Annotated in this window: 29 protein-coding genes; 18 read left to right on the top strand and 11 right to left on the bottom strand. The window is 72.4% G+C overall.

All coding sequences use genetic code 11. From position 1 onward, the window contains the following. Positions 1-9 precede the first annotated feature (9 nt). A complete protein-coding gene (locus ACZ4FV_RS20185; protein ID WP_395862642.1) occupies positions 10-1239 on the top strand; it encodes an FAD-dependent monooxygenase in 1230 nt (409 codons plus the stop codon). Between the two features lie 91 nt (positions 1240-1330). On the opposite strand, the gene ACZ4FV_RS20180 is transcribed toward ACZ4FV_RS20185, so the two are convergent. From ACZ4FV_RS20180 to ACZ4FV_RS20170, 3 genes are read right to left on the bottom strand one after another with little or no spacing between them, the layout of a single operon-like run. Continuing rightward, positions 1331-1675: an Asp23/Gls24 family envelope stress response protein gene (locus tag ACZ4FV_RS20180; RefSeq protein WP_395862643.1), complete on the bottom strand. Its 345-nt coding sequence runs from the start codon at positions 1673-1675 to the stop codon at positions 1331-1333. After that, a complete protein-coding gene (locus tag ACZ4FV_RS20175) occupies positions 1672-2370 on the bottom strand; it encodes an Asp23/Gls24 family envelope stress response protein (RefSeq protein WP_395862645.1) in 699 nt (232 codons plus the stop codon). Before ACZ4FV_RS20175 ends, ACZ4FV_RS20180 begins: the two co-directional genes overlap by 4 nt. Then, on the bottom strand, positions 2361-2915 hold the full coding sequence (locus ACZ4FV_RS20170) for an RNA polymerase sigma factor (protein WP_360305297.1): 555 nt from the start codon (positions 2913-2915) through the stop codon (positions 2361-2363). Before ACZ4FV_RS20170 ends, ACZ4FV_RS20175 begins: the two co-directional genes overlap by 10 nt. A 279-nt stretch (positions 2916-3194) precedes the next feature. On the opposite strand from ACZ4FV_RS20170, the gene ACZ4FV_RS20165 reads away from it, so the two are divergent. The 6 genes from ACZ4FV_RS20165 to ACZ4FV_RS20140 all read left to right on the top strand — a co-directional run bounded on the left by ACZ4FV_RS20165 (position 3195) and on the right by ACZ4FV_RS20140 (position 5875). Then, positions 3195-3686, top strand: a complete 492-nt coding sequence (locus tag ACZ4FV_RS20165) for an Asp23/Gls24 family envelope stress response protein (RefSeq protein WP_395862647.1) — start codon at positions 3195-3197, stop codon at positions 3684-3686. Further along, a complete protein-coding gene (locus tag ACZ4FV_RS20160; protein ID WP_395862649.1) occupies positions 3683-3961 on the top strand; it encodes a hypothetical protein in 279 nt (92 codons plus the stop codon). The genes ACZ4FV_RS20165 and ACZ4FV_RS20160 overlap by 4 nt, the downstream gene beginning before the upstream one ends. Positions 3962-4073: 112 nt before the next feature. Continuing rightward, positions 4074-4256 (top strand): hypothetical protein, encoded by a 183-nt coding sequence (locus tag ACZ4FV_RS20155; protein ID WP_078977717.1) that lies wholly within the window; start codon positions 4074-4076, stop codon positions 4254-4256. Then, positions 4256-4612 carry an Asp23/Gls24 family envelope stress response protein gene (locus ACZ4FV_RS20150; RefSeq protein WP_402231637.1) on the top strand — a complete coding sequence of 119 codons (357 nt, stop codon included), beginning with the start codon at positions 4256-4258 and terminating at the stop codon, positions 4610-4612. Before ACZ4FV_RS20155 ends, ACZ4FV_RS20150 begins: the two co-directional genes overlap by 1 nt. Continuing rightward, positions 4609-5235, top strand: a complete 627-nt coding sequence (locus ACZ4FV_RS20145; protein WP_395862653.1) for a DUF6286 domain-containing protein — start codon at positions 4609-4611, stop codon at positions 5233-5235. The genes ACZ4FV_RS20150 and ACZ4FV_RS20145 overlap by 4 nt, the downstream gene beginning before the upstream one ends. Before the next feature lie 7 nt (positions 5236-5242). Further along, entirely contained in the window at positions 5243-5875 is a 633-nt protein-coding gene (locus tag ACZ4FV_RS20140; protein ID WP_395862655.1) for a hypothetical protein, read from the top strand. A 181-nt stretch (positions 5876-6056) separates the two neighbouring features. On the opposite strand, the gene ACZ4FV_RS20135 is transcribed toward ACZ4FV_RS20140, so the two are convergent. After that, positions 6057-6821, bottom strand: a complete 765-nt coding sequence (locus ACZ4FV_RS20135; protein ID WP_395862657.1) for an SDR family oxidoreductase — start codon at positions 6819-6821, stop codon at positions 6057-6059. An 80-nt stretch (positions 6822-6901) separates the two neighbouring features. On the opposite strand from ACZ4FV_RS20135, the gene ACZ4FV_RS20130 reads away from it, so the two are divergent. Next, positions 6902-7660 (top strand): SIR2 family NAD-dependent protein deacylase, encoded by a 759-nt coding sequence (locus tag ACZ4FV_RS20130; RefSeq protein ID WP_395862659.1) that lies wholly within the window; start codon positions 6902-6904, stop codon positions 7658-7660. Positions 7661-7682: 22 nt separating this feature from the next. On the opposite strand, the gene ACZ4FV_RS20125 is transcribed toward ACZ4FV_RS20130, so the two are convergent. Further along, a complete protein-coding gene (locus ACZ4FV_RS20125) occupies positions 7683-8486 on the bottom strand; it encodes an SURF1 family cytochrome oxidase biogenesis protein (RefSeq protein ID WP_395862660.1) in 804 nt (267 codons plus the stop codon). Between the two features lie 296 nt (positions 8487-8782). Here ACZ4FV_RS20125 and ACZ4FV_RS20120 point away from each other — a divergent pair, with 296 nt between their 5' ends. From ACZ4FV_RS20120 to ACZ4FV_RS20090, 7 genes are all read left to right on the top strand, one after another. Next, complete coding sequence (locus ACZ4FV_RS20120; RefSeq protein ID WP_402231633.1) at positions 8783-9436, top strand: hypothetical protein; 654 nt, start codon at positions 8783-8785, stop codon at positions 9434-9436. Continuing rightward, the gene (locus ACZ4FV_RS20115; protein ID WP_465323003.1) at positions 9433-11058 is read left to right on the top strand and encodes a serine/threonine-protein kinase; all 1626 of its coding nucleotides are present in this window, start codon (positions 9433-9435) and stop codon (positions 11056-11058) included. The genes ACZ4FV_RS20120 and ACZ4FV_RS20115 overlap by 4 nt, the downstream gene beginning before the upstream one ends. Positions 11059-11124: 66 nt before the next feature. Next, positions 11125-11634: a SigE family RNA polymerase sigma factor gene (locus ACZ4FV_RS20110; RefSeq protein ID WP_395862666.1), complete on the top strand. Its 510-nt coding sequence runs from the start codon at positions 11125-11127 to the stop codon at positions 11632-11634. A 92-nt stretch (positions 11635-11726) separates the two neighbouring features. Beyond that, positions 11727-12896 carry a hypothetical protein gene (locus tag ACZ4FV_RS20105; protein ID WP_395862668.1) on the top strand — a complete coding sequence of 390 codons (1170 nt, stop codon included), beginning with the start codon at positions 11727-11729 and terminating at the stop codon, positions 12894-12896. A 102-nt stretch (positions 12897-12998) separates the two neighbouring features. Then, complete coding sequence (locus ACZ4FV_RS20100) at positions 12999-13778, top strand: hypothetical protein (RefSeq protein WP_465323002.1); 780 nt, start codon at positions 12999-13001, stop codon at positions 13776-13778. Between the two features lie 63 nt (positions 13779-13841). Then, positions 13842-15119 carry an MFS transporter gene (locus ACZ4FV_RS20095; protein WP_465323011.1) on the top strand — a complete coding sequence of 426 codons (1278 nt, stop codon included), beginning with the start codon at positions 13842-13844 and terminating at the stop codon, positions 15117-15119. A 37-nt stretch (positions 15120-15156) separates the two neighbouring features. Further along, complete coding sequence (locus ACZ4FV_RS20090) at positions 15157-15594, top strand: nuclear transport factor 2 family protein (RefSeq protein ID WP_395862675.1); 438 nt, start codon at positions 15157-15159, stop codon at positions 15592-15594. Here the strand turns inward: ACZ4FV_RS20090 and ACZ4FV_RS20085 are convergent. The 5 genes from ACZ4FV_RS20085 to ACZ4FV_RS20065 all read right to left on the bottom strand — a co-directional run bounded on the left by ACZ4FV_RS20085 (position 15564) and on the right by ACZ4FV_RS20065 (position 20963). Beyond that, on the bottom strand, positions 15564-16367 hold the full coding sequence (locus ACZ4FV_RS20085) for an SAM-dependent methyltransferase (RefSeq protein WP_465323001.1): 804 nt from the start codon (positions 16365-16367) through the stop codon (positions 15564-15566). The two genes, ACZ4FV_RS20090 and ACZ4FV_RS20085, sit on opposite strands and share 31 nt — an antisense overlap. Before the next feature lie 225 nt (positions 16368-16592). Beyond that, positions 16593-17879, bottom strand: coding sequence for an amidohydrolase family protein (locus ACZ4FV_RS20080; protein ID WP_395862679.1), 1287 nt, complete (start codon positions 17877-17879; stop codon positions 16593-16595). Between the two features lie 6 nt (positions 17880-17885). After that, positions 17886-19226 carry an amidohydrolase family protein gene (locus ACZ4FV_RS20075; RefSeq protein WP_395862681.1) on the bottom strand — a complete coding sequence of 447 codons (1341 nt, stop codon included), beginning with the start codon at positions 19224-19226 and terminating at the stop codon, positions 17886-17888. A 6-nt stretch (positions 19227-19232) separates the two neighbouring features. Next, positions 19233-20123 (bottom strand): SDR family NAD(P)-dependent oxidoreductase, encoded by an 891-nt coding sequence (locus ACZ4FV_RS20070; protein ID WP_465323000.1) that lies wholly within the window; start codon positions 20121-20123, stop codon positions 19233-19235. A gap of 45 nt (positions 20124-20168) precedes the next feature. Continuing rightward, complete coding sequence (locus ACZ4FV_RS20065; RefSeq protein ID WP_465322999.1) at positions 20169-20963, bottom strand: acetoacetate decarboxylase family protein; 795 nt, start codon at positions 20961-20963, stop codon at positions 20169-20171. A 176-nt stretch (positions 20964-21139) separates the two neighbouring features. On the opposite strand from ACZ4FV_RS20065, the gene ACZ4FV_RS20060 reads away from it, so the two are divergent. Then, a complete protein-coding gene (locus tag ACZ4FV_RS20060) occupies positions 21140-21745 on the top strand; it encodes a TetR/AcrR family transcriptional regulator (protein WP_395862687.1) in 606 nt (201 codons plus the stop codon). A gap of 93 nt (positions 21746-21838) precedes the next feature. Here the strand turns inward: ACZ4FV_RS20060 and ACZ4FV_RS20055 are convergent, their stop codons facing one another. Next, on the bottom strand, positions 21839-23047 hold the full coding sequence (locus tag ACZ4FV_RS20055) for a hypothetical protein (protein ID WP_402231622.1): 1209 nt from the start codon (positions 23045-23047) through the stop codon (positions 21839-21841). A gap of 387 nt (positions 23048-23434) precedes the next feature. On the opposite strand from ACZ4FV_RS20055, the gene ACZ4FV_RS20050 reads away from it, so the two are divergent. Further along, positions 23435-23740 carry a DUF6412 domain-containing protein gene (locus ACZ4FV_RS20050; protein WP_395862690.1) on the top strand — a complete coding sequence of 102 codons (306 nt, stop codon included), beginning with the start codon at positions 23435-23437 and terminating at the stop codon, positions 23738-23740. Between the two features lie 78 nt (positions 23741-23818). Beyond that, positions 23819-24502, top strand: a complete 684-nt coding sequence (locus ACZ4FV_RS20045) for a YidC/Oxa1 family membrane protein insertase (RefSeq protein ID WP_395862692.1) — start codon at positions 23819-23821, stop codon at positions 24500-24502. The last annotated feature ends 28 nt before the right edge of the window (positions 24503-24530 follow it).

The raw sequence follows: 24530 nt of genomic DNA, 5'->3' as shown, positions 1-24530 counted from the left end.
GGCTTCTACGTGCGTGTTCTCGTCGCCGGCGGCGGCATAGGTGGACTGGCTGTGGCACTGAGCCTGTACGACGCGGGCATCACCGAGGTGACGGTGGTCGACGCGGCACTGAGAATCCGGCCCCTCGGGCTCGGTATCAGCCTCCTGCCCCACGCGGTGCGCGAACTCGCCGAACTCGACCTCTACCATCCGATCGCCAACCTGGGCGTGCCGCTGTCCGGTGTGGCCTATCCCGACCGGGCGGCCAAGCGCGTGGTGCTCGAACCGCGCGGGCAGCGGGCCGGCTTCCTGTGGCCGCATCTGTCCGTGCATCGCGGCGAATTGCAGGTGGCCCTGCTGCGCGCGGTCTACCAGCGGCTCGGCCGCCCGGCGGTGCGCACCGGGTCCCGGCTGACCGGGTTCGACCAGGACGACGACGGGGTCACCGGCTACTTCGTCGACGGCGAAGGGCGGCCCTGGCGGGAGCGGGCCGACGTGCTGATCGGCGCGGACGGGATCAACTCGGCGACGCGCGCGACGCTGTTGCCGGACGAGGGCTCGCCGGTGGCCCAGCCGCGCATCCTGATGCGCGGCACCACCCGCTGCGCGCCGTTCGCCGACGGGCACACGATGATCATGACCGCGCACGGCGAGGCGCGCTTCATGGCGCACCCGATCAAGCCGATCGATCCGCGGGACGGGACCACGCTCACCAACTGGCTCGCCGAACTGCCCGATCGGCAGTCGGCCGGCGAACTCGGCGACACCGGGTGGAACGGACCCGCGGACCTGCGCCGGCTCACCCGGGTGTTCCGCGGCTGGAGCATCGCCGGCGCCGACGTCGGCGCGATGGTCAAGACGCCGACCGAGGCCTCCGGCTATCCGCTGGTGACCCGACCGCCGCTGGACCAGTGGTCGTTCGGCCGGGTCACGCTGCTCGGCGACGCGGCCCACCCGATGTACCCCTACGTGCTCGGCGGCGCGTCCGAGTCGATCGTCGACGCGCGCGTGCTGGCCCGCTCGCTGGCCTCGTACCAGGATCCGACCGAGGCCCTGGAGATGTACGAGCGGGCCCGGCTGCCGCTGAACAAGTGGCTGCAACTGATCGGCCACGGCCGGGTGCCGCGGGCCGCCGACGCGAGCGGGCCGCTGACCGCCACCGAGGAGATCGGCGGCATCATCGGCGCCTACGGCCACCTGCCCGGGCACGACGCGGCGGCCCTGAACGAGCGGCCCTCGTACAGCCTCGCGAGGGTCTGACCGCGCGTCGGACGCGCGGGGCGCGCACGGTGCTCGGGACGACGGCTCACGACGACGTGGCTCGGGACGTCCGGGCTCGGGGCCACCGTGCTCAGGGTCCCGCGTCGGTGACCAGGATGTGTACCACCACGTGCTTGTGTCCGGTCCGCTGCCGCACCGCTTCGGTGACCGCCGCGCGCACCTCGCGCGCCACGTCCAGTACCCGGCGGTCCGCCGCCGCGCGGAACTGCACGTCCACGTGCAGGACTCCGTCGAGCACGCGTGTGGTCACCCCCGGGACCCGGCCCGGGATCAGGCCGCCGGAGACCTGGGCGACCGCGTCGAGCAGTCCCGGTTGCAGGTCCACCACGCCCGGCACGGTCAGCGCCGCGCCGCCCGCGGTGGTCCGGGCCAGGACGGACATCTCGCGCGAGGTGCCCGTCGCGGGCTGCCTCATCGGCTCGCCTCCCGATTCCCGGCAGCCGGTTCCAGGCCGACCACGTCCACGTCCACCTTCGCCACTTCCAACCCCAGTCGTTCGCTCGCGGCCCGGCGCACCCGTTCGCGCAGTCGTTCGGCCAGCGCGTGGATCGGCTCGCCGTACGGCACGCCGACCGACAGCCGCACGGTGACCGGACCCGGCACCGCCGCGCCCGCCCGGTTCTCGTACGGCCGGATCCGGCAACTGCGGGCCTGTACGCCGGGCTCGGCGTCCACCGCCGCGCGCAGCGTACGCGCCGCGGCGGTCTCGGTGAGCGTCAACTGCTCGTCCGGCTCGCCCAGCGGCAGCAGCCGACCGGTGTGCAACTCGGCGCGGACCAGGCGCATCACCCGCGCGCCCAGGTCGTCCGGCACCGGGACCGGCAACTCGGCCCACTCGCGGGTGACCTGATCGAGCACCGAGTGGTCGCGCAGCACCGCCTGGCATTCCGGACACGAGCGCTCGTGCTCGTCCAGCCCGCCCTCGGCGGCGTGTTCGAGCACCCCTTCGGGCTCGCGCCCGCACGGCAGCAGCTCCCGATCCGGGTCGGGGTCGGGGTCGGCCGAGGTGGTCGCCCCCACCGGGGCGTGCCGGGTCGTCGCGAGCAGTTCCGCCGCGGACGGCAGCCGCAGCGCGTCGGGCGCGTCGCCCGCCTCGTTCGTCACGTCCACGGCCGCATCGCCTCCGCCAGGGTCTGTCGTGCTCGGAAGATCCTGCCCCGGACCGCGTTCGCCCCGATCCCCACGGCCGCCGCGATCTCGTCGTAGCTCTGCCCGTGCAACTCGCGCAGAACCCAGCAGGCCCGCTGCTCCTCGGTGAGCGTGGTCATCGCCTCCTGAAGCGCCTTGAGCGCCGCCGACCCCTCCGCCCGCCGCTCCGGATTGTCCGCCATCTGCTCTATCGCCCGATCGGGTACCTGGTCCAGGCCGACGGTGGGCCGTCTGGTCCGGGCGATGTTCAACGCGCGGTTGGTGACGATGCGATACATCCAGGTCAGGAACGACGACTCGGCGCGGAACCCGGGCAGTCGGCGCCACGCGCTGATGAACGCCTCCTGCACCGCGTCCTCCGCGTCCGTGGGCCGTCCCAGGATGCGCAGCGCGAGCGTGTACAGGGATCGACCGTGCCGACGCATCAGTACCTCGAATGCCTCGGCGTCGCCCTCTTGAGCCCGCACCACCAGGGTGCCCTCGTCGAGCTCGGCCTCGTCGGCCATCGGCTTCCCTCCTCGTCCCAACCCGGCGACCGTACTGCGCCCGGGGTCGCAACACGAGAACCGCCACCCCCACGGCGAGGCGCGGGCGTGGGTCCACGCCGGGAACCGTCCGGCCCGATAACGTCGGATTCGGCGAAACATTCGCCGATCGACGCGTGACGTTCGCCCGGTGTGTGTGTCGTACAGGTGTGGTGGACCCGGCAAGGGGCACCGATGTCAGGCGGGACCGAGTGGGGTTCCGGTCGCATGGTTCGGGCAGTCGAGGAAGGAAGTGCGCCGATGGCGGACACAACGACCCAGGGCAAGACCGGCACGCAGGCGCTCGAGAAGGACGAGGAGCGCTCGCCGGCGGGCGGGGCTCGTTCGACCGAGGTCGTCAAGCTGGCCACGGACAAGGGCCGCACGTCCATCGCGGACGGTGTGGTCGCCAAGATCGCGGGCATCGCCGCCCGCGAGATCCCCGGCGTGTACGCGCTCGGCGGGGGCGCGGCCCGGGCGTTCGGCGCGGTGCGGCAGCGCATTCCGGGGGGCAAGCCCAACGTGGCGCAGGGTGTCAGCGTCGAGGTGGGCGAGCGGCAGTGTGCCGTGGATCTCAACATCGTGGTGGATTACGGCGTGCCCATCGCCGAATTGGCGCAGGCCGTCCGAGAGAATGTGATCGACTCCGTCGAGCGGATGACCGCGCTCGAGGTGGTCGAGGTCAACATCGCGGTGGACGACATCCACATCGAGTACGACGGAGACGACTCCAAGGAGCGCCAGCTTCAGTGACGGTCGGGCCCGGCGACGACGCGCGGCGACGACTGCTGCGCGAATACCGGGAATTCATCCGTGCGAGTCATCCCGATCGTGGGGGTGACCCGGAGGAATTCGTCGCCGGGCTGGAGCGGTTCAGAGCGCTGATCGACGCGGCCGGGCCATCGGCGCCGGTTCGTTCGGGGGCCGCGGCGGAGACCACGGTCTACCGCCGCGGCCGACTGCCGGGTCGGCTCTGGCGCCAGTTGACGGAGCGGCATCGACGGCGCAACAACCCGCGCGTCGAGTAGCGGGCGGGGCGAGGACCGGTGGAATCCGCGAAGGATCCGCACGGTCTCTCGATACCCGACCCGACAGGGTCGACAACAACCGATGGTCGGTTCAGTGAGGAGTCGTTCGCCAATGACTACACCCATGGTCGGCCTGTTGGTCGGCATGGCCCTCGGCCTGGCCGCCGCGCTCGGCGGGTTCGGGGCCTTTCTCCTGGTCGCCGCGCTAGGGGTGGTCGGCTTCCTGGTCGGTCGTTTCCTGGACGGCGACCTGGACCTCGGCGAGCTGTTCAGCTCGCGCAACCGGCGGCGCTGATGCGCGCGGTACCGGCGGAGGGCCTGGCGCCGGCCGCGCACCGCGGAGTACTGCAGATCGGTGGGCGCGTGGTGGAGAAGATCGCCGCCCGCGCGGCACGCGAGGCCACCGTCGAGGCCGCGCCGGAGACCGTGCTGCGCGCGCCGCGCGCGGGCGCCACCATGCACCACGACCACGCGACGGTGACTCTCGACGTGGACGTGCCCTACCCCGGGCCCGTGGTCGAGATCGCCCGGACGATTCGCCGGCGGGTGCGCGCCGACGTGGAGTACCTGACCGGGATGCCGGTGGTGCGGGTGGACGTCACGGTCGGCCGGTTGACCCGTGGGGGGCACGGCAAGAGGAGAGTCGAGTGAGCCTGGAGGCTTCGCCAAAGGCGCCTTCCGGTGCCTCGCCGGCCGAGACGTCGGCGGGTGCGATCGACGACTGGGGCGACGGTGCGAAGGTGCGCCGGGCCTGGTCGACGCGCGGCTTCCCGGCCGGGCTGGTCGCGCTGCTCGTCGGCGGCGTCGCGGGCACCGCGCTGTACATCGGCGTCACGGCCCGGATCGACCGGGCCCCGCGCTGGTCGCGCGAACTCCTGGAGCGCGCCCAGACGCACGTGTGGCGCGACAACGCGACCATCGCCGCCGGGCTGATCGCCGCGGTGCTGGGCCTGTGGCTGATCGTGCTCGCGGTCACCCCCGGGCGACGCAGCCTGCTGCGACTGCGCTCGCCGGGCGACGCGATGACCGTGTACATGACCCGGCGCACCGCCGCCTCGTTCCTGCGGCACACCGCGCTGGCGTCCTCGGGCGTACTGGACGCGCGGGTGCGGATGGGCCGGCGCAAGGCAGTGCTGCGGGTGGACTACCACTTCCGCGACCCGGACGACCTGCACGACGAGTTGATGGAACGACTGGAGCAACGCGCGAACGCGCTCACGTTGGCCCGGGTGCCACGGGTGGATCTGCGCCTTCAGCCCGTGAGCGGGAGGTGAGGCGAGCATGCGTACGGTCTGCAACCGGATCCTGTTGTTCCTCGTCGGTCTGGGCCTGATCGGCGGCGGGCTCGCCGTCGCCGCCCGGGGGCGGGGTTGGTATCCCGACCTGCTGCACACCGCGGACAAGCCGTTCGTCACCACGAGTCAGGCCGAGCGGCTCACCGACCACGGCTGGTGGTGGTGGGTCGCCTTCGGTGCGCCGGGGCTGATCCTGGTGCTCGCGCTGTGGTGGCTGCTCGCGCAGTTCGGCCGGCGGGCGGTGCGTTCGCTGCGGGTGCAGGACACCACGGACGGGGCCGGCGACGGTCCGTCCGGTCTGGGCACCGGCTTCGGCATGGTCGGCGACGAGGCGGACACGCTGACGGTGACCGGCCACGCGCTCGCCGACGCGATCGAGGACGACCTGTCGTACGTGGACGGCGTCGAGCACGTCTCGGCGCATCTGATCCGCCGCCGGCACGGTCCGACGCTGCGGGTCATGGTCCGGGCCGAACCCGGCGCCGAGCCGCGCGCGTTGCTGAGCGCGGTGCGCGATCGGGTGTTGCCCAACGCGCGCGAGGCGGTGGGCCTGGACACACTGCCCACGATGATGACCCTGCGGACCAGCCGGGGATTGCCCAAGCGGCACCTGGACTGAGCGGCGCGGATGGACGGCGGTGGGGCCCGGGACGTGTCCCGGGCCCCACCCGTGTCTCGGGCCCGGGTGATGTCCCGGACGCCACTCCTGTCGGGCCCCGGGTGTCACCGGGGTCGGGCTCCGGCTGCACTCGCGTCGGGGTTCGGGCCACATCGGTGTCGAGCCCCGAGCCGCACGGGTGTCACAACGAGCGGGCCAGGCCGCCGTCGACCGGGATCATCACGCCGCTCAGGTAGGACGCGGCCGGGGACAGTGTGAAGGCGGCCACCCGGCCGAACTCCTCCGGGGTGCCGTAGCGGGCCAGCGGGATGCTTCCGGTGTGCGCGGCCCTGGTCGCCTCCGCGTCGCCGCTGAGATCGTCCAGTTCGCGCACCCGGTCGGTGTCGATCCGGCCGGGGAGCAGTCCGAACACCCGGATGCCGCGCGGGCCCAGCTCGTCGGCCAGGGTCTTGGCCACCATCGCCAGGCCCGGCCGCAGACCGTTGGAGACGCCGAGGCCGGGGATCGGTTGACGCACCGACGAGGACAGCACGAAGCCGATCGATCCGCCGCCGGTGCCCAGCGCCGAGGCGGTCGCCCGGGCCAGCCGGACCGCGCCCAGGAACACCGACTCGAACGCGTCCCGCCACTGGTCGTCCTCGATCGCGGTGATCTCGCCCGGAGGTGGTCCGCCGACGCTCACCAACGCGCCGTCCAGCCGCTCGAAGCGGGCCAGCGCCGCCGCGACCAGCCGCTCGGCGGTGCCGCTGTCGCCGTTGTCGGCGGCGATCCCCAACGCCTGTTCGGGCCCGCCGAGCGCGGCGACGGCCTCCGTCGCGCGTTTTTCGTCCCGCCCGGTGACCACCACCCGGGCGCCGTCGTCCACCAGCGCGCGGGCGGTGGCGAAGCCGAGGCCGCGGGTGCCGCCGGTGACCAGATACACGCGATCGCGCAGTCCAAGATCCATGCCACCATCCTGCCTCGTGCCGGCCCCGACGCGCGGTAATTGACAGGTCGTCAGCTCGGCCGGTCGCTACCCTCGGTGGCATGACCGAGCAGATCGACGTGGTGCGGGAGTGGATCCGGGCGGCCGAGGACGGGGTCACCGTGCTCACCGGGGCAGGCATCTCCACCGACTCCGGGATCCCCGACTACCGGGGCCCGCAGGGCGTGTGGACCAAGGACCCGGACGCGGAGAAGCTGGTCACCTACGGCTACTACATGGGCGACGAGGACATCCGCCGCCGCTCGTGGTTGCTGCGCCGGGACAACCCCGCGCGGCTGGCCGGGCCGAACGCGGGACACGCCGCGCTGGTCGCGCTGGAGCGGGCCGGTCGGCTCAACGCGTTGATCACCCAGAACGTGGACGGGCTGCACCTGCGGGCGGGAACCGGCGCGGAGAAGATCATCGAGTTGCACGGCACGATGTTCTACGTGTTGTGCACCGACTGCGACGCGCGCACCACGCTCGACGCGGCGCTGGAGCGGGTGGCGATGGGTGAGGACGACCCGCGCTGCCTACGCTGCGGCGGGATCCAGAAGACCGCGACGATCATGTTCGGGCAGGGGCTCGACCACGGCGTGCTGGAGCGGGCCGCGATCGCCGCGCAGATCGGCGACGTGTTCCTGGCCATCGGCACCTCGCTCCAGGTCGAGCCCGCCGCGTCGTTGTGCCGGGTGGCGCAGGAGGCGGGGGCCAAGCTGGTGATCGTCAACGCCGGGGAGACGCCCTACGACCGGGTCGCCGACGCGGTGATCCGCGAGCCGATCGGCGAGGTGCTGCCGGAGTTGGTCGCGGGGTTGTGAGCGTTGTCCCGGCCGGGACACCTCAGACCTTGGCCGCTTCCTCGGGCGCGGGCGCCGAGTCGGCCTCGTCCAGCGCGGCCAACTCGGCCTCCAACTCCTTGGCCTCGCTGCGAACCAGCTTGACGAGCATCGCCAGCAGCGCGAACGCGAAGATCCACCACTGCACCGCGTAGGCCAGGTGCGGGCCGAGGTCCTCGTCGTCCGGCTCGGGGATCAGCGCCGGTGCCTTGGCGGGCATCGGGGTCTGTTCGGTGAGTTCGACATAGCCGCCGAGGATCGGATGCGGCAACTTCGCGGCCAGTTCGAACGAGGAGATCCGCATCACCTGGCCCTGGGGCACCTCGAGGTCGCGGATGCCGGAGTCCTTGCGGGTCTCGTCCGGGCGCAGCCGACCGGTCACCGTGACCTGCCCGGCCGGCGCCGGCGGCACCTCGGGGCGCTCGGCGGCGGTGGGCGGGTTCTTCACCCAGCCCCGGTCCACCAGCAGCGCGCGGCCGTCGGCGGTGATCAGCGGGGTGACCACGTAGAAGCCGGGCACGTTGTTCTGCGACCGGTTGCGCGCGAGCATCTCGTGCTCGGTGTCGTAGGTGCCGGTCACCGTGACCCGACGCCACTGGAGGTCGCCGGGCAGCTTCCGGCCCACCGCGAGGATCTCCTGCGCGGGCACCGGCTCGCGCTTGCTGTTGGCGCTGATCAGGTCGTTGTGCGCGACCTTGTTCTCGTGCCGGTGGAACTGCCAGAAACCGAGCTCGACCATGATCGGGACCAGCACGAGGACGAGCAGCGCCATCGCGATCCAGCGCGGGGTCAGCAGGAAGCGGTACACCCGAGCACGGTACCCCTCGCCGTGCCCGGTGTGTCCCGCCGGGTGCGCGGTGTCGGCGTTCGCGGTGCCCCGGCGCGCCCGCGCCCCGGACCCGAACCGGTGGGCGAACGGTCTGTGGGTGGGCGCTTGTCCAGGTCGGCAGCCGGCCGGCCGGTCCCGCCGATAGGCTTCCGGCACGCCGTCTCCCGGCCCATCGCCCGCGACTCCCGGCAGACCGGGTGCGGACGCGGCATCGGCTCGCCCCGCGGGGGAGTCGTCCGGCCTCGGGAGTCCCACAGCCTCGGGAGTCACACAGCATGCAAGGTCCGTCGCGCGATCCGGTGCCCGGTAGACGCGGTACCGCCGGTCACTGGTTCGGGCTTGTCGGCCTCGCCGCGGTCGCGTTCCTCTCGATCGGACTGCTGTCGTGGATTCCCCCGCTCGTGGCGGGAGTTCGCACCCGCAAGCACTGGGACTGGGTGGTCCTGGCGGTCACCTCGGTGAGCGTGGTCCTCGCCTTCGTGTTCCTGGTGATGGGCAGCGAGTCGAGCGGCGAGCAGGCCGCGCGCGAGGCGCTGGGCGCGCCCGAACCCCAGACGATCCTGGACGACGTGGGCACCGTCATGCTGCTGGTGCTGATGGTCGCGGTGCCGGTCTGGTGGTGTGTCGGATCCGCCCGCTGGGCCCGGGCGATGCGCGCGTACGGGCCGGCCGGGTACACGCCGTGGCCGCAGGCGCCCGTCGGACCGCATCCCATGGCCTACCCCCCGGCCCCGCCGCAGGCCCCGCCGGGCTACCTGGTGCCCGGCCCGCCGGTCGGGCCCGGTACCCCGCGCGGACCGGTCGCCCCGCCGCCCGTCGCCGGGCCGGTGCCGGTCGACGATCCCGCCGCGCGTGCCCGGGCCCGACTGCAAGGGCTCAGCGAGCGGCTGCGCGAGCAGGACGGCGGCAACCCCGGAGGGCCCCGATGAGCGCTCCCGGACGGGTGATCGCGGGCCGCTACGAACTGTCCGCGGCGATCGGCCGCGGCGGCATGGGCCAGGTCTGGAAGGCGTACGACCAGACCCTCCAGCGCCGGGTCGCGGTCAAGTTGCTGCGCACCGACCTGGTCGAGGGGGGCGGCGGCCGCAGCGCGATGGAACGGCGCTTCCTGCGCGAGTGCCGGGTCACCGCGGGCATCGATCACCCGGGCCTGGTCACCGTGTTCGACGGTGGCACCGACGAGGGCGACCTGTATCTGGTGATGCAACTCCTGGACGGTTGCGACCTGGCCGACCTGATCGCGGAGAACCGGCCGGTGCCGTGGGAGTGGGCGGTCGCGGTGGCCGCGCAGATCTGCTCGGTGCTGGCCGCCGTGCACGCGGTGCCGGTGGTGCACCGCGACCTCAAGCCGCGCAATGTGATGGTCCGGCGCGACGGCACGGTCAAGGTGCTCGACCTGGGCGTGGCCGCGGTGCTCGACCCGGAGTCGACCAAGCTCACCACGACCGGCGCGATGCCCGGCTCGCCCGCGTACATGGCGCCCGAGCAGATGAACGGCATCGTCGAGCCGCGCACCGACCTGTACGCGCTCGGTTGCCTGCTGTACGAGATGCTGGCCGGGCGGGCGCCGTTCGCCGGGCCGACGATGGCCTCGGTGATGCTCGGGCACCTCAGCGCGACGCCCGAGCCGTTGGGCGCGCACCGCCCGGACATCCCCGCCGGGCTGGAACGGCTCGTGCTGGACCTGCTGGGCAAGCAGCCCGACCAGCGGCCCGCGAACGCGCAGGAGGTCTACCGGCGGCTCGTTCCGCTGCTGCCCGCGAGTCGCGGCGACGCGCTCGCGCCGACCGCGCCGATGGACCCGACCCGCCCGCTGCGTTTCCCGGCCGCGCCGCAGCCGTTGCCGGGGGTGCCCGGCCCGGTGCGGGCGTCGGTGCCGGCCCCGCCCACGCCGCCGTGGGCTATGAGCGCGGGCCCCTCGGCACACGTGCCGCGCGCCGATCCGGACTGGGCGGCGGTGCCCTCCGCCGCGCCGCCCACGTTGGACGTGCGCAGTGCGCTCGACGAGGCCAACCGGCTGCTCGGCGAGGGTGCGCTGACCCAGGCCGTGGACGTGCTCGGTGCCGCCCTGCCGGTGGCCATCGCCCGGCACGGCGAACGCGACCCGCTCGTCCTGGGGTTGCGACAGGCGCTCGCCGACACATTGCTGGCGGACCGTCAGTTCCGGCGCGCGCTCCCCGAGTTGCAATACATCGCGGGCGTGTTCGCGGCGTCCGGCGGGCCGACCGACGCGGAGGCGATGGAATACGGCCGGCAGGTCGCCGCGTGCCTGGAGGAACTGGGCGAACTGCCCGCCGCGCTCGGCGAGTACCGGCGATTGCTCGACCTGCACCGGCGGATCCCGGAGGCCGACGTCTACCAGGGTTTCGACCTGCGCGAGCGGATCGGGCTGCTGCTCGCCGCGCTCGGCGACCCGTACCGGTCCGAGAGCGTGCTGGTGCCGCTGCTGGCCGAGCAGGAGCACCGGCTGGGCCCGCAACATCCCCGGGTGTCCACGCTGCGCCAACACCTGGGCCGCATCCACGGCGCGACCGGCTACCGGCGTCGGTGACGCGGGGGTGTAACGCGCTTGGCGGGTCGCGGCGTTATTCGCACGACACCGAGGCGCGGAGGCACCATGAGCGGGAACGGGGGCGCGAGCTTCGACGAGTTCGCGCGGGCCCGCAGCGGCCAACTGCTGCGCACGGCCTGTCTGCTCACCGGCGACTGGCACACGGCGGAGGATCTGGTCCAGGAGACGCTGGGCAAGCTGTACCGGCGTTGGCGGCGGATCCGCGAGATGGAGTCGCCGATCGCGTACGCGCACACCACCCTGGTGCGCACCTTCTTGTCCGTGCGTCGGCTCAGGCGTTCCTCGGAACGCCCCAGCGACGCGCTGCCGGAGCCGCCGCCGGCCCCCGGTGAGGACATCGAGCTGCGCCTGACCCTGCTTCAGGGCCTGGCCCGACTCTCGCCCGCCGATCGCGCGGTGCTGGTGCTGCGCTACTGGGAGGACCGGTCGGTCGAGGAGACCGCGGACGTCCTGCGGATCAAGCCCGGGGCGGTCCGGGTGCGGTCCAAGCGGGCGTTGGATCGGCTGCGCGCGATGCTCGGCGCGGAACTGGTCGACCTGGGCATGGCATGTTGACCGGCGATGGGGGCCGGTCGCCGCGATCGCCCGGGGGCCGGGCGGCGCCGTTGCCCGGATCGCCTCGCATCGACGGAAGGGAGCTGATCAGCGTGGACGCCGACGACAGGTTCGAGCGGGATCTGCCGGGCGCGATGCGTTCGGCCGTCGCCGAGTTCCGCGGACCCAGCCCCGATCTGATCGAGCGCGGTATCCGGCTCGGCAGGCGGCAGCGCCGGGCGCGGCTGGCGGTGGGCGCGGCGGTGGCCGCCGTACTGGTGCTGGGCGGAAGCGGCGGGCTGGGCTTGCCCGACGGGGTGCTCGCCGGGTCGAGCGCCGATTCGGGCCCTGCCGCGAGGCGGCTCGAAGCGATGGCGAGACTTCCCGTCGGCAGGGAGTTGGTCCCGTACGTGCGCGCGGCGCTGCCGGACGGTGGTCGTACCGACCGCTTCGAGCCGAGCCGCGAGGGCCCGGTGCCGGGCCAAACCCGGATCGCCGGCACCTACACCGGACACAACGGCTCCACGGGGCTCGAGGTGGAACTCTCCCGTCCGCTGTTCGGTTCGGTCGAGGATCTGTGGCGTGGCCCGCATTGCCCGTCATCGGATGGCGGTTCGCGACTCCGGTGTGTCCGCACGGTGGAGCCGGACGGGGGCGTGCTCATGGTTTCCGGGTTTTGGCCGCCGGGGGCCGAACGGCAGTCCTACGCCGTCGTGTACACGCGGCCGGACGGCGTCCAGGTCCGGGCCGGCGAGCTCGTGGACACGCCGAGGGGAACGCGCCAGGTCCTGGGGCCCGAGGAGTTGACCGCCATCGCGCACAGCCAGGCGTGGACCGTGGTGGGGGTCGACCCGTCCGACGTGCCCCCCGCGGCGTTCGAGCCGGTGTCGGCCGTGCTGCCCAAGGGGATCCGGGTACGGAGCGCGGTGAAGACGACCGTGGGCAACTTCGTCCTCGGCGGCCTCCATGAGGCGATGTCGGACCTGACCGTGCGGCTGCGCTCGACCCGGGACCCGGCTGTGACGCCTTGCCCGGTCGGTACGAAGGAGGACTTCTGTGTGAACGTGACGCTGGCGGACGGAACGCCCGGAGTGACCCATCAGGTGGTCGCGAACGACGGCCGGGTCCAGTCGCGTTCGCTCCTGGTCATCCGCCCGGGCGGCCTGGCGGTCTCCCTGGAGGTGCGCGACGGCCGGAGCGCCGAGTCGGCCCCACTGCCCGAACCGCTGCTCTCCATCGAGCAGTTGAAGACGATGGCGGCGTCCCCGCGCTGGACCGGATGATCCGGATGATCCGGGTGTGACGACTGCGGCGGGTGCCGAGGTGGGCGAAGGCGCACATTTTCTGCCACTTGTGGCGGCTGTGCTCTTCCGCCGGAGGCCGCCATGGGCGACCGTGGAGACATCGACGCGCTAAGGGGTGACGTGGCGATGGAACTGCCCGAGGTGTCCCTGCCCTGGTTTGTGTTGGGTGTCGCAGGCGCGGTGTTGTCCCTGACCCTGCCGTGGTTCCAGACCCGGACGTATCGCCGGGCGCGCGCGCTCGACTTCGACGAGTCGCGCTACGCCACCGCGCCCGACACCGTCTTCCGGGTGCCGATCACACCGCTGAAGGTGTACGCGGAGCCGGTCGCGGCGCGCGCGGTCGGCCTGCCGCTGGGCGCCGCGGGTGCGGTGTTGTTCCTGGTGTTCGGGTTGTGGCCGTCGATGGTGACCTGGTCGGTGTGCGGCGGGGTGACCATCGTGCTCACTCCGGTGCGGCGTGTGCTGGGCCTGCGGGTGACCCACCGGATCGCGCGCGACGTGGCGTTTCGCAACGGGCCGCTGCGCGATCGGGACGGCACGGTGATCGCCGAGCAGTCCTGGTCGCAGGTGGTGCGCACCTGGTACCGGCACGAGTACCGGGACCGGCCGCCCGGTGAGGACGACCTCTCGGTCGCGGTGCTGGGCAAGTTCTGGTGGTTGGCGGGTCATCTGCTGTGCTGGCCGGTGACGTTGCCGGGGACCCAGATCGTGCAGACCGCGATGTGCCGGAACCCGGCCTGGGCGCTGGGTCATGTGGGCGACGACGCGGGTGCGCCGTGGCTGGCCGATCTGGGTGAGGCGCGTACTCCCGGCCGACCCGAGACGCACGGGAAGGCGCGACAGACTGCCCCGGACGGGTGACGCCCGCACGGGTGACCACACCTCGACCCGATCGTTGGGCCGGGTGTGACGCGAAATGTCTCCATGGTCCGGATCGCGGCGGCGTCCTTCGCCGGCACGTCGATCGAGTTCTACGATTTCTTCGTCTACGGCACGGCCGCGGCCCTGGTGCTGGGCCCGCTGTTCTTTCCCGGGTTCTCGCCGATCGCGGGCACTCTCGCGGCGTTCGCCACCTACGCGGTCGGTTTCGTCTCGCGGCCGCTGGGCTCGGTGCTCTTCGGCCGGTTGGGCGACCGGCGCGGGCGTCGGCCGGTCCTGGTCGTCTCGCTGCTGCTGACCGGCGTCGCCACCGTGTTGGTGGGACTGCTGCCCACCTACGACCGGATCGGCCTGGCCGCGCCGATCCTGCTGGTGCTGCTGCGTTTTTGTCAGGGGCTCGGGGTCGGCGGCGAATGGGGCGGCGCGGTGCTGCTGGCGGCCGAACACGCGCCGCCGGGCCGTCGCGCGTTGTGGGGCAGCTTTCCGCAGGCCGGGCCGGCGATCGGGTTCCTGCTCGCCAACGGCATCATGCTGACCCTGTCCGGGGTGCTGACCGACGCCCAGTTCCACTCCTGGGGTTGGCGGGTGCCGTTCCTGTTTGCGGGCGTGCTCGCGGGCGTCGGACTGATGTTGCGCGCCTCGATCGAGGAGACCCCCGCGTTTCGCGAACTGGCCGTCGCGAACGAACTCTCGGCGAGCCCGTTCCGCGAGGTGGTGCGTGACCAGTGGCGGCTGATCCTGCTCATCGCCGGGGCGCTGACCTGCGGCTACGTGGGCTTCTACCTGACCACCACCTGGTCGCTGCACTACGCCACCAGCAGGCTGGGGGTCGGGCGCACCACGATGCTCGCGTGCATCATGATCGCGGTGGTCGGCAAGGCCGTGGCCACCCCGTTGTTCGCGCTGCTCGGCGACCGGTACGGGCGCAAGCCGCTGTGTGTGGCGGGCTGCGCGGCGATGGGCCTGTGGGCGTTCCCGATGCTGGGGCTGCTGGCCACCGGCGAGCCGGTGTGGATGACGCTCGCGTGCCTGGGCACCCTGGTCGCCTTCATCGCGATGTTCTCGGTGGTCGGGGCCTATCTGTCCGAGTTGTTCGAGCCGCGCGTGCGGTGCACCGGTGCGTCCACCGCGTACAACCTGGGCGGCGTGCTCGGCGGTGCGCTGACCCCGATCGTGGCCACCGAACTGGCCCGAGGCGACGGCACCCCGTGGAGCGTCGCGGCCTATCTCGCGGCCGCCGCGGTGCTGAGCGTGGCGTGCTTCTCCGCGCTGCCGGAGACCCGCGCGGTGCGGGCGTGGGAGGGACAACCGGCCACCGCGTGATCTTCCCTCGACAACCGTTCTGGGCCAGGCTGCGGCCATGGACTCAGGTGTTCCCGAACAGGCCCGGGCGCGGCGCGCGCACAACGTCCGGATCGCCGAGCGGCTGTTGGCGGCGGTGGGCGCGGGCGACCGCGGCGCGCAGGTGGCCTGCTACCACCCCGACGTCGTCCTGGAGTTCCCGTACGCCGCGCCGCCGGTGCGGATCGAGGGCAAGGACGCGGTGGACGCCTATCTGGCGATCGCGCTCGGCGTCTTCGAGCTGCGGCTGACGGTGACCCGGGTCCACGACTGCGTGGACCCGGACACCGTGATCGTCGAGTTCATCGGCGAGGGGCGGGCCAGGCCCACCGACCGCGCCTACGCCAACACCTACATCGCGGTGCTGGCCTTCCGGGACGGTCTGGTGGTCGGCCAGCGCGAGTTCTACAACCCGGTGCCGGCCGCTCAGGCCTTGACCGCGACGCCCGCCAACTGAGGCAGCTTCACGGCGGGCTCACCGAGCGCGCCGGCCGGGCCCCACACGTCCACCGGGACCAGCCGCGCGGGCAGCAGCTCCAGGCCGCCGAAGACGGCCAGGATCTCGTCGTGCGAACGGGCGTGCATCTTTTGCACGTTGGAGGAGTACTCGCTGAGTGCGCGGTCCATCCCGGCGGGGCGCTCCTCGCTGCGGTGCGCGTGCGAGAGCGCGAGGTGGCTGCCGGGCACGGTCGCGTCCATGTACTGGCGCACCACGCCGATGGGGTCCGCCTCGTCCGGGAGGAAGTGCAGCACAGACACGATCAGCACGCCGACCGGCTGGGAGAAGTCGATCAGCTTGCGCACCTCGGGGGAGTCGATCACCTTGGCCGGATCGGTCAGGTCGGCGCCCACCACGGTCGCGTTCGGGTTGTCGGCGAGCAGGGCCTGGCTGTGCGCGACCGCGACCGGATCGTTGTCCACGTACACCACGCGCGCGTCCGGGTCGGCCTTGTGCGCGATCTCGTGCACGTTGCCCACCGTCGGGATGCCCGAGCCCAGGTCCAGGAACTGCCGGATGCCCAGGTCCAGCAGGTGGTGTACGGCGCGGGTGAGGAACACCCGGTTCCCGCGCAGCACGTCGCGCAGCTCGGGCATCGCCTGGGTGACCAGTTCGGCCGCCTCGCGGTCGACCGCGAAGTTGTGCGCGCCGCCGAGCGCGTAGTCGTAGACGCGGGCCACGCTGGCGCGGGTGATGTCGATGTGCTCTGGAGCCCAGTCCGGTCGAGTCATGGATCGGACTCTAAAGCGTGTCGCCACGATTCACCGGAGAAATCGCCGGCCCGACGGTTGGCAGCCCTGTGCGAGGCGTCACACCCGCGCGCCCGCCGCGACGGCCTCGGCGTCGACGGGACCGGAACGGCGGGTTCCGGCCCCTCGACGCCGAGGTCCGCACGCGGTGGTCGCGGCCGCGGTTGCCCGCGGCCACGGTTTCGACGCGGCCACGGCTCGACGCGGCTACGGCTTGATGCCGACCGCGCCCACGAACGCCGGGCACTTGTCCGCGCCGACCGGGATGTCCTCGGGCGCCAGCGGCGCCCACACCTGGTCGACCCGGGGGCCCACCTTCGCCGCGATCGGGGCCAGCGCGTCCAGGTCGAAGCCGTACAGCTTCGCCGCGTTGCCGCCGACCATGGCGGCGACCTCGACCGGGTCGATGCCGTTGTAGGTCAACTGCAGCGCCTCGCGGCTGAACGGATGGCTGGCCTCCTTGTGCGGATAGTCGCTGCCCCACATGATCCGGTCCACGCCCACCTGATAGCGCAGCTTGGCCTCGGCCGGGCGCTGGAAGCTGGCCCCGACGTGGCACTGCCGGGCCCAGTACTCGCTCGGCTTGAGCTCCATCCGGCCGACCAGCGCGCTGCCCCACTCGTACTCCTGGGAGCCGACCGCGGTGCTCATCCGGTGCCAGTAGTAGTCCAGCCGCCGGGTCTCCTCCGGGATCCAGGCGGTGCCCTGCTCGGTGAACACGAACTGGAGCTCCGGGTGGCGATCCATCGCGCCGGAGACCACCAGGTGGGTGAACGCGCGGTGCGCCCACCAGGACACCTCGGTCAGGAACACCACCTTGTCCACGTCGGTGTCCCCGGCCGGCGGCGCGGCCGAGCCGGTGTGGTGATTGACCGGCATGCCCAACTCCTCGCACACCCGCCACAGCGGCTCGTAGTGCGCGTAGTCGAACATCGGCACCAGACCGGAACCGGGCGGGGTGCCGGGCAGCAACACGCCGCCGGTGAGCCCGGCATCCTTGGCCCAGCGGATCTCCTCCACCGCCGCCGGGATGTCGTGCAGCATGATCTGCACGATGCCCGCCCGGCGCCCGGGCGTGGCCGCGCAGAAGTCGACCATCCAGCGGTTGTGCGCCTTGAGCCCCTCCCACCGCAGCGCCAGGTCGCCCGCGTTCGCGGCCGGCGGCTGGTCGGTCAGCGAGGGCTTGGGGAAGAACGGCGGCACGGTGTTGGGGAAGATGACCTCGGCCACCACCCCGTCCGCCTCCAGGTCGCGCAGGCGTCGGTCGGAGTCCCAGTTGCGCGGGCCGAGGTCCCCCTTGAGGTCCGGATACGGGATCTCGTAGTTCGCCACCCAGGCATCGAACTCGGCGTGCAGGCGGGTCGGTAGGTAGTCGCGATAGCCGTGGATCTCGCCGCCGCCGTGGCAATCGGCCGAGATCACGGTGTACCGCTCGGGGTGGTCGCCGGACGGGGGGCCGCTCGGGACGGGGAGCGGGGTGGTGCTGTCAGTCATGGGGGATCAGACCTCCAGGGCTTCCGCGTTGGGGTTGATCGCGGCGCCCGTGTCGTGTCCGGTGAGCCAGTGCCGGCCGATCTCGGCGGCCGCTGCCCACTTGGTCGTCAGGTCCTTCGCCGAACCGTCCTCGTGCACCTGACCGAGCGTGGCGGGGGTGACCCCGACCCGCTCGGCGTGCGGCGCGAGGGCGGCCAGGTCGAAGCCGTACACGTCGGCCACCGCCTCGCCGAGCATCACGCGCGTCTCGGCGATCGGGACGTCGGAGAACGTCTTGCGCAGGATGTTGAGGGTCTCCGGCCAGGTGCCCTCGGGGTGCGGGAAATCGTTACCCCAGCAGATGTTGCCGACACCGATCTCGTAGCGCATGCCGATCTCGCGCCGCTTGGTGTTGGACGCGCCGATGAAGCAGTTGCGGTCGAAGTACTCGCTCGGGAGCAGCTTGATCTCCTCGAACCCGGCCAACTTGGCCGCGCCGCGCGAGCCCAGCAGCAGCCGGTCGGTGAACCACAGCAGGTTGCCCACCCACCAGCAGCCCGCCTCGGTCACCCCGAACTTCAGCCGCGGGAACCGCTCGAACACGCCGGACCACAGCAGGAACCACAACGGTCGGGACGGCCACCAGGTGACCTCGGTGACGTAGATGCCCAGGTGGTTACCGTACGATTCGCGGTCGGCCGGCCCCGAGTGGGTGACCACCGGGAGTTCCAGGTCCTGGCACAGCGCCCACACCGGGTCGTATTTGCGATCGTGATACGGCGTCTGGTTCATCCACATCGCGGGGATCATCACCGCGCCCAGCCCGTCCGCCTTGATCCGGCGGATCTCCGCGAGCACGTCCTCGATCGCCGCGGTGATCGGGATCAGCGCGACCCCGCGCCGCCGTTCCGGACTGGTCTTGCACAACTCGGCCAGCCAGCGGTTGTGCGCCTGCGCGCCGGCCAGGCCCAGCTCCGGATCCATGTCCCCGGACAGGCCCAGGCCCGCGCCGAAGGGCACACACGTGCGCGACTCGACGGCGTCCGCGTCCGGAAAGATCACCTCGCCGACCACGCCGTCCTTGTCCAACTCCAGGTCGCGCCGGTCCACCTCCCAACCGCTGCGCAGCACCTCCTCGTTGGTCTCGAACCAGTTCGCCGCGAAGTCCTCGTTGCGCACACCCAGGTCGGTGATCGCCTTGAGCTGCGCCTCGCGTTCGGACATGAACTGATCGAAGGCGGCGTGATGCCGGGTGGCCAGGTAGTCGCGATACAACTCGGTCGGCAGCCCGGCGTGGGTGTCCGAGGAGATGATCGTGTAGGGGGTGGTGAGTTCGTTCCGCTCGGGGTGTTCGCTGCTCTGGGTCATGGTCACTCACTTGTCCAGGACAAAGGTCTCGAGGTACGAGGGGTTGCTGCGGGCGAGCATGCTCTGCGACCGCGCGGTGATCTGTCCGTCGCTGTGCTCACTGGCGGGCAGGATCCAGAACCGGTTCTCCCGGATGCCGTCGAGCACGTCGGCCGCGACCGACTCGACCGGGGTGAACTCGATCTCCTGCCCCGCGTCGCGCATCGCCTTCTCCCACGCGTCGAGCGTGTTGTAGGGCGTCTTGCGCGGCACCGACTTGGCGAACCGCTCGGGCCGGTTGCGGTAGGACTCCCACAGGCCGGTGCGCAACATCTTGGGCCCGGGGAACAGCACGGACGCGCCGAGTTGCGCGTGCACCTGGCCGAGCTGGGCGTACAGCGCCTCGGTCATGGTCACCACCGCGGCCTTGGTGGTCGCGTACACCGACGCGTTCGGCAGCGGCGCGATGCCGCCGTCGCCGGAGGAGGTGTTCACGATGTGGCCGGGGGTGTTCTGCGCGAGCATCCTCGGTACGAACGCCTGGATGCCGTTGAAGACGCCGAACACGTTGACGGCGAAGCACCAGTCCCAGTCCTTGGGGTCGTGCTCCCACATCTTGCCCTCGGAGCCCGAGCCGATCCCGGCGTTGTTGCACAGCACGTGCACGGCGCCGAAGTGCTCGAACGCGGCGTCGGCCAGTTCGAACACCGATTCGCGCACCGACACGTCCACGACGTGCCCGAGCGCCTCGCCGCCCGCGTCGGTGATCCGCGCGACCGCCTTGTCCAGCGCGCCCTGTTCGATGTCGCCGAGCACGACCTTCATGCCCTCCGCGCCGAATCGCTCGGCCATCGCGAGCCCGATGCCGCTCGCGGCACCGGTGACGACGGCGACTCTGCCGTCGAATTCCTGCAGCATGTCTGTCGATCCCTTGCTGTCGTCGCTGCCTTGCCTGCCGGGGTGCTACTTCGCGGGCGGCGGATCGTCGGTGATCTGCTGCACGTCGTCGTAGCGCTGGTGGATGTACGGCAGCACCAGGTCGGCCTTGACGTGCTCGGCGACGAAGCCCTGCTGGTCGGAGGTGCGCTCGCTGAGCGTGATCGAGATCAGCTTGCGCACCGGCAGGTCGGCGACCGGGTCGAAGTCCGAGTCGCGCAGGATCACCTCGCCGTCCAGGCGGTGCGCGCTGCGGGTGCGCTCGTTGCGGGTGACGTGCACCAGCATCGGGTCGGCGTCGAAGCCGTCGCCGTCCACGGCGGGCAGGAACTTGTAGTAGAAGCTCAGCGTCTGTCGGGGCTCGGGGGTGGCCAGCTCCTCGACCACGGTGCCGCGCACCTCGACGTAGGTGACGCCCATCCGGTTCACGGTGGCCACGACCTCGTCGCCGTCCCGCTCGACCTTGACGTCGGCCAGCTTCTTCGGCTCGCCGAACACCTCGCGACCGCCGATCACCGCCCGCTCGGTGGTCATCGGCATGGTCAGCGTGTAGTCGCCCTCGATGTCGCCGTGCTTGCAGCGCACCGCGACCGCGCCCGCGCCGAGCGGGTGACCGTTGATGTCGCAGGCGGAGACGTTCACCCGCACCAGCGGCCGGTCCACGGGGACCAGCGGCGGCGGCAGGATCGCCGCGATCACCTCGGGGTCGGTCTCCCAGATCGCCATCACGCCGGTGGACCAGATCTCCGGGAGGCTGGACCGCTCCCGCGAGGATTTCTTCAACGTTTCCGCCGGCCGGGCGCCGTACCGAATGCGTGCCACGTACCTCACCTCTTCCGCTCGTGCGAGGGCTGCGCGCGGGCCGGTTGCCCGATCCCGTGCGCGGTGGTGCCGGGTGTTCTGTAACACTGTTACACCGGTAGGTCGGCGAGGTAAAGACCTGTGGCGGGGTTGCCCGTGTATCGGGCGACCCCGCCCGGGCGCGAGAATGGGACGTGATGGACAAGATCACGCGAGACACCGTGCTCGACACCGCCATGCGTCTCGTCATGGAATCCGGTATCGAGAACCTCAGCATGCGCAAACTGGCCGCCGAACTGGGCGTCGCCGTCACCTCGATCTACTGGCACGTGGGCAACCGCGACGTGCTGGTGGACCAACTGGTGGATCGGGTGATCGCGGACATGGGCGCGATCTCGGTGGACGGGAGCACGCCGGTCGAGCGGGTGGTGTCGATCGCGCGATCGTGTCGGCGATTGATCCTGGAGCGCCCGCACCTGGTCGGCCTGGTCCGCGAGCGCGGCCTGGAGTCGCTGATGATGCTGCCCGCCCGCAAGGCGCTGGTACACGAGATGACGGCGGCCGGCCTGCGCGGCGCACGGGCGGGCGAGGCGGTGCAGGCGGTGCAGTACCAGATCGCCGGCTTCGTGATGCTGGAGCGTGCCCTGGAGAACAGCGCGGCCGAACCGCCGGCCGTGGACCGGTGGCGCGGCGAGTTGGCGCTGAAGGATCCGGAACTGGCGGCGAGTCTGAGCAACGTCACCGACGGTGACCGGCTGTTCGTGCTGTCGGTGCGAGCGCTGGTGGAGTCGCTGCTCGGGTGAGGGACGTCAGGGCACGCGCGGTGGTGCGGTCGCCGCTCGGGTGCGGGCGACCAAGGCACGCGCGGTGATCAAGACGCCGCTTCGGTGAGGTGGTCAGGGCACCCGCGGTGGGGCGCCGGCCAGGACGCGGCGCCATGCCGCGGGGGACAGCGTGCCCCCGGCCTCCTGTGCGTCGATCCGGGCCAGGACGCGGGCCGGCACGGTGAGCACGGTCGTGGTCAGCCACAACGATCCGGCGATCCGACGCGGCTCGCGACGCAGGCTCAGGGTCTCCTCGACGGCGTCCCGGTACGGAATTGCCCGCACCACGATCCGCAGCAGTTCGCGGCCGGCCCGGCGGCGCCCGGCCCGGGCGGCGGTCAGCAGCCCGCCGTGCGCCTGCCGGGTACGTACGTCCGGCCGGCCCCACGGCATCGAGGCCGGCGCCTCGCCCCGGGAGACCGCGATCAGCGCCGCGACCAGATCGGTGCCCGCGGCGCCCGCGTTGCCCGGTTCGGCGAGGTAGGGGCGCACATCCAGCCAGGCCGGGCCGCCGTGCGCGGTGCGCACCGCGTCCAGCGACAGGCCGCCGTGCCAGCCGAGGTGGCCGCCGAGCATCGCGACCTGCTCGCGCACCTCCGGCACCACCACGCTGCGCCTGACCGCGCTGCCGTGCAGGTGTTCGTACGCGTGCACCGCGACCAGTCGGCCGTGCTCGAACACCGCCTGGGCGGACAGGACCGGGCCCTGGGCCGGCTCCTGCACCAGCACGCCGGCGCCGTCCACGAACGCACCGCCCTGCTCCAACGAGTCGGCCAGCCGCAGCAGTTGCTCGCGCCGCTCGACCCGGTGCGAACCCGCGAGGGTCTTCACGTACAACGGCGGATCGGCGACCTGGCGCAACTCCTCGGCGGAGCGCACCACCACCGTCCCGGCCGGCTGCGGCATCCCGATCTCGGTGAGGGTGCTCGCCGCCGAGGCCCGGTCCGCCACTCGGCGCAGCGCCGCGAACGGCGGTACGGCCAGGGCCACACCGTGTGTGGTGATCCGCTCCGGCTCACGCGCGAGCACCGCGACATGCTCGTTCGTGGCCAGCAGCACGTCGTGCGGCTCGGCCCGCAACACCGCCTCGGTCCGGGCCAGCCACGCCCACGGATCGGCGCCGAACGCGGGCACCTCGTGCACCGCCGTGACCGAGCGAGGGCGTGCGTGAACCGGCCGACCGGGCGGTGCGAGCACCGCCACGTCCTGCCCCGACCGCCCGATCGCCATCGCGATCTGACGTGACGTCACCCCGAAGCCGTCCCCTAGCAGCACGCGCACGGGGTCATCCTGGCACGAACGTGCGTGCGTGCTCACCTCACGGCCGGTGCGGGTTCGCATCCTCGGCTCGGGCGGCCTCGGACCCGGGCGGGAGCGAGACCGGAGCGTCCCGTCCGGGTGCGGCGTGGGGCCGGGTCGCGGGGGTGCGGAGTCGGGCCGGGCGGATCGTGGAGCCGGGGCGGGGCGACCGTGGATCCGGCAAGGGTGGGGCGCGGAATCAGAGCCGGCGCGGTGCGGTGTGGTGCGGAGCAGTGCGGTGCGGTGTCGGGCGCGGGCGGATCGTGGAGCCGGGGTCGGGTGAGCGTGGATCCGGCAAGGGTGGCGCGCGGAGTCGGAGTCGGCACGGAGCGATGCGGTGCGGTGCGGTGTCGGTTTAGGGTGGGGCGCATGTACCGCTCGGGCCCCGCCACCGCGTCGACGTCGCTGTGCGCGACGCTGCTCGCGCTGGTCGGCTTCGGGCTGTTCGTGGACGGGGCGTTGCCCGGTCTGGTCGCCGTCGCGGTGACCGCGGTGCTCGCGCTGGCCTGCTGTACCGCCGCCGCGTGCGCGCCGTCCGCCGAGCGCGCGCACGTTCGCGGCGCGGTGTTGCGCAGGCAAGCCGATCGGCTGGCCTTCCTGCCCTCGCGGGATCCCGACGGGCCGGGCCGATCGCGGCCCAGAGCACCGGGAGCGGGCCCGGCGGCCCGCTGCTGACCCCGACGACCTTGTTCCACAGGTTCGGCACGGCCGCCTGACGCAGCCCTGATTCCCGCGTCACGGAAGGCCCTTCCCATGTTCGGCATCCCCGTTCTCGGCGTCGCGCACGACGTCCTGCTCACTCTCGCCGACGCCCTCGCGCCGCTGCTCGGCACCGGCTCGGTGGCCGGCGCCGTGGTCGTGTTCACCGCGTGCGTGCGACTCGCCCTGCTGCCCCTGGGCTACGCCCAGGCCCGCGCCGAGGTGGCCCGCGCCCGGCTCGCCCCGCAGGTCCGCCGGCTCCGCGACCGGCACGCGCGTGACCCGCAGCGCCTGGCCCGCGAACTCAGCGCGCTGCACCGGGAGTCCGGCACCTCGATGTTCGCCGGCATGCTCCCGGCCCTGGCCGGTCTGCCATTCCTGTTCCTGACGTACCGTCTGTTCAGCGGCGACCCGGCGCTGTTGGGCCACACCCTGGCCGGCGCACCGCTCGGCCTGCATCCGGTGACCGGGCTCGGCGGGCCGCACACGCTTGTGCTGGTGGGCCTGTTGGTGCTGCTCGCGGGCGTGGCCTACGCGCAATACCGCGCCGCCCGCGCGGTCCCGGACGCGCCCGCGCTGATCCGCTGGATGCCCTTCGGCACCGTGCTCACCGCGGCCCTGGTACCGCTCGCGGCCGGCCTGTACCTGCTCACGAGCACCGCGTGGACCACCGTCGAACGCCCACTGCTGCGCCGGGTCGCCACCCGGCGCGCGGATCGCGTCGTACCCGGGCACTAGCGTTTCGCGCAGTGACGACGTGAATCTG

It is taken from the genome of Embleya sp. NPDC025285, from assembly GCF_055558835.1.
This window is presented reverse-complemented; position numbering and strand designations above follow the sequence as displayed.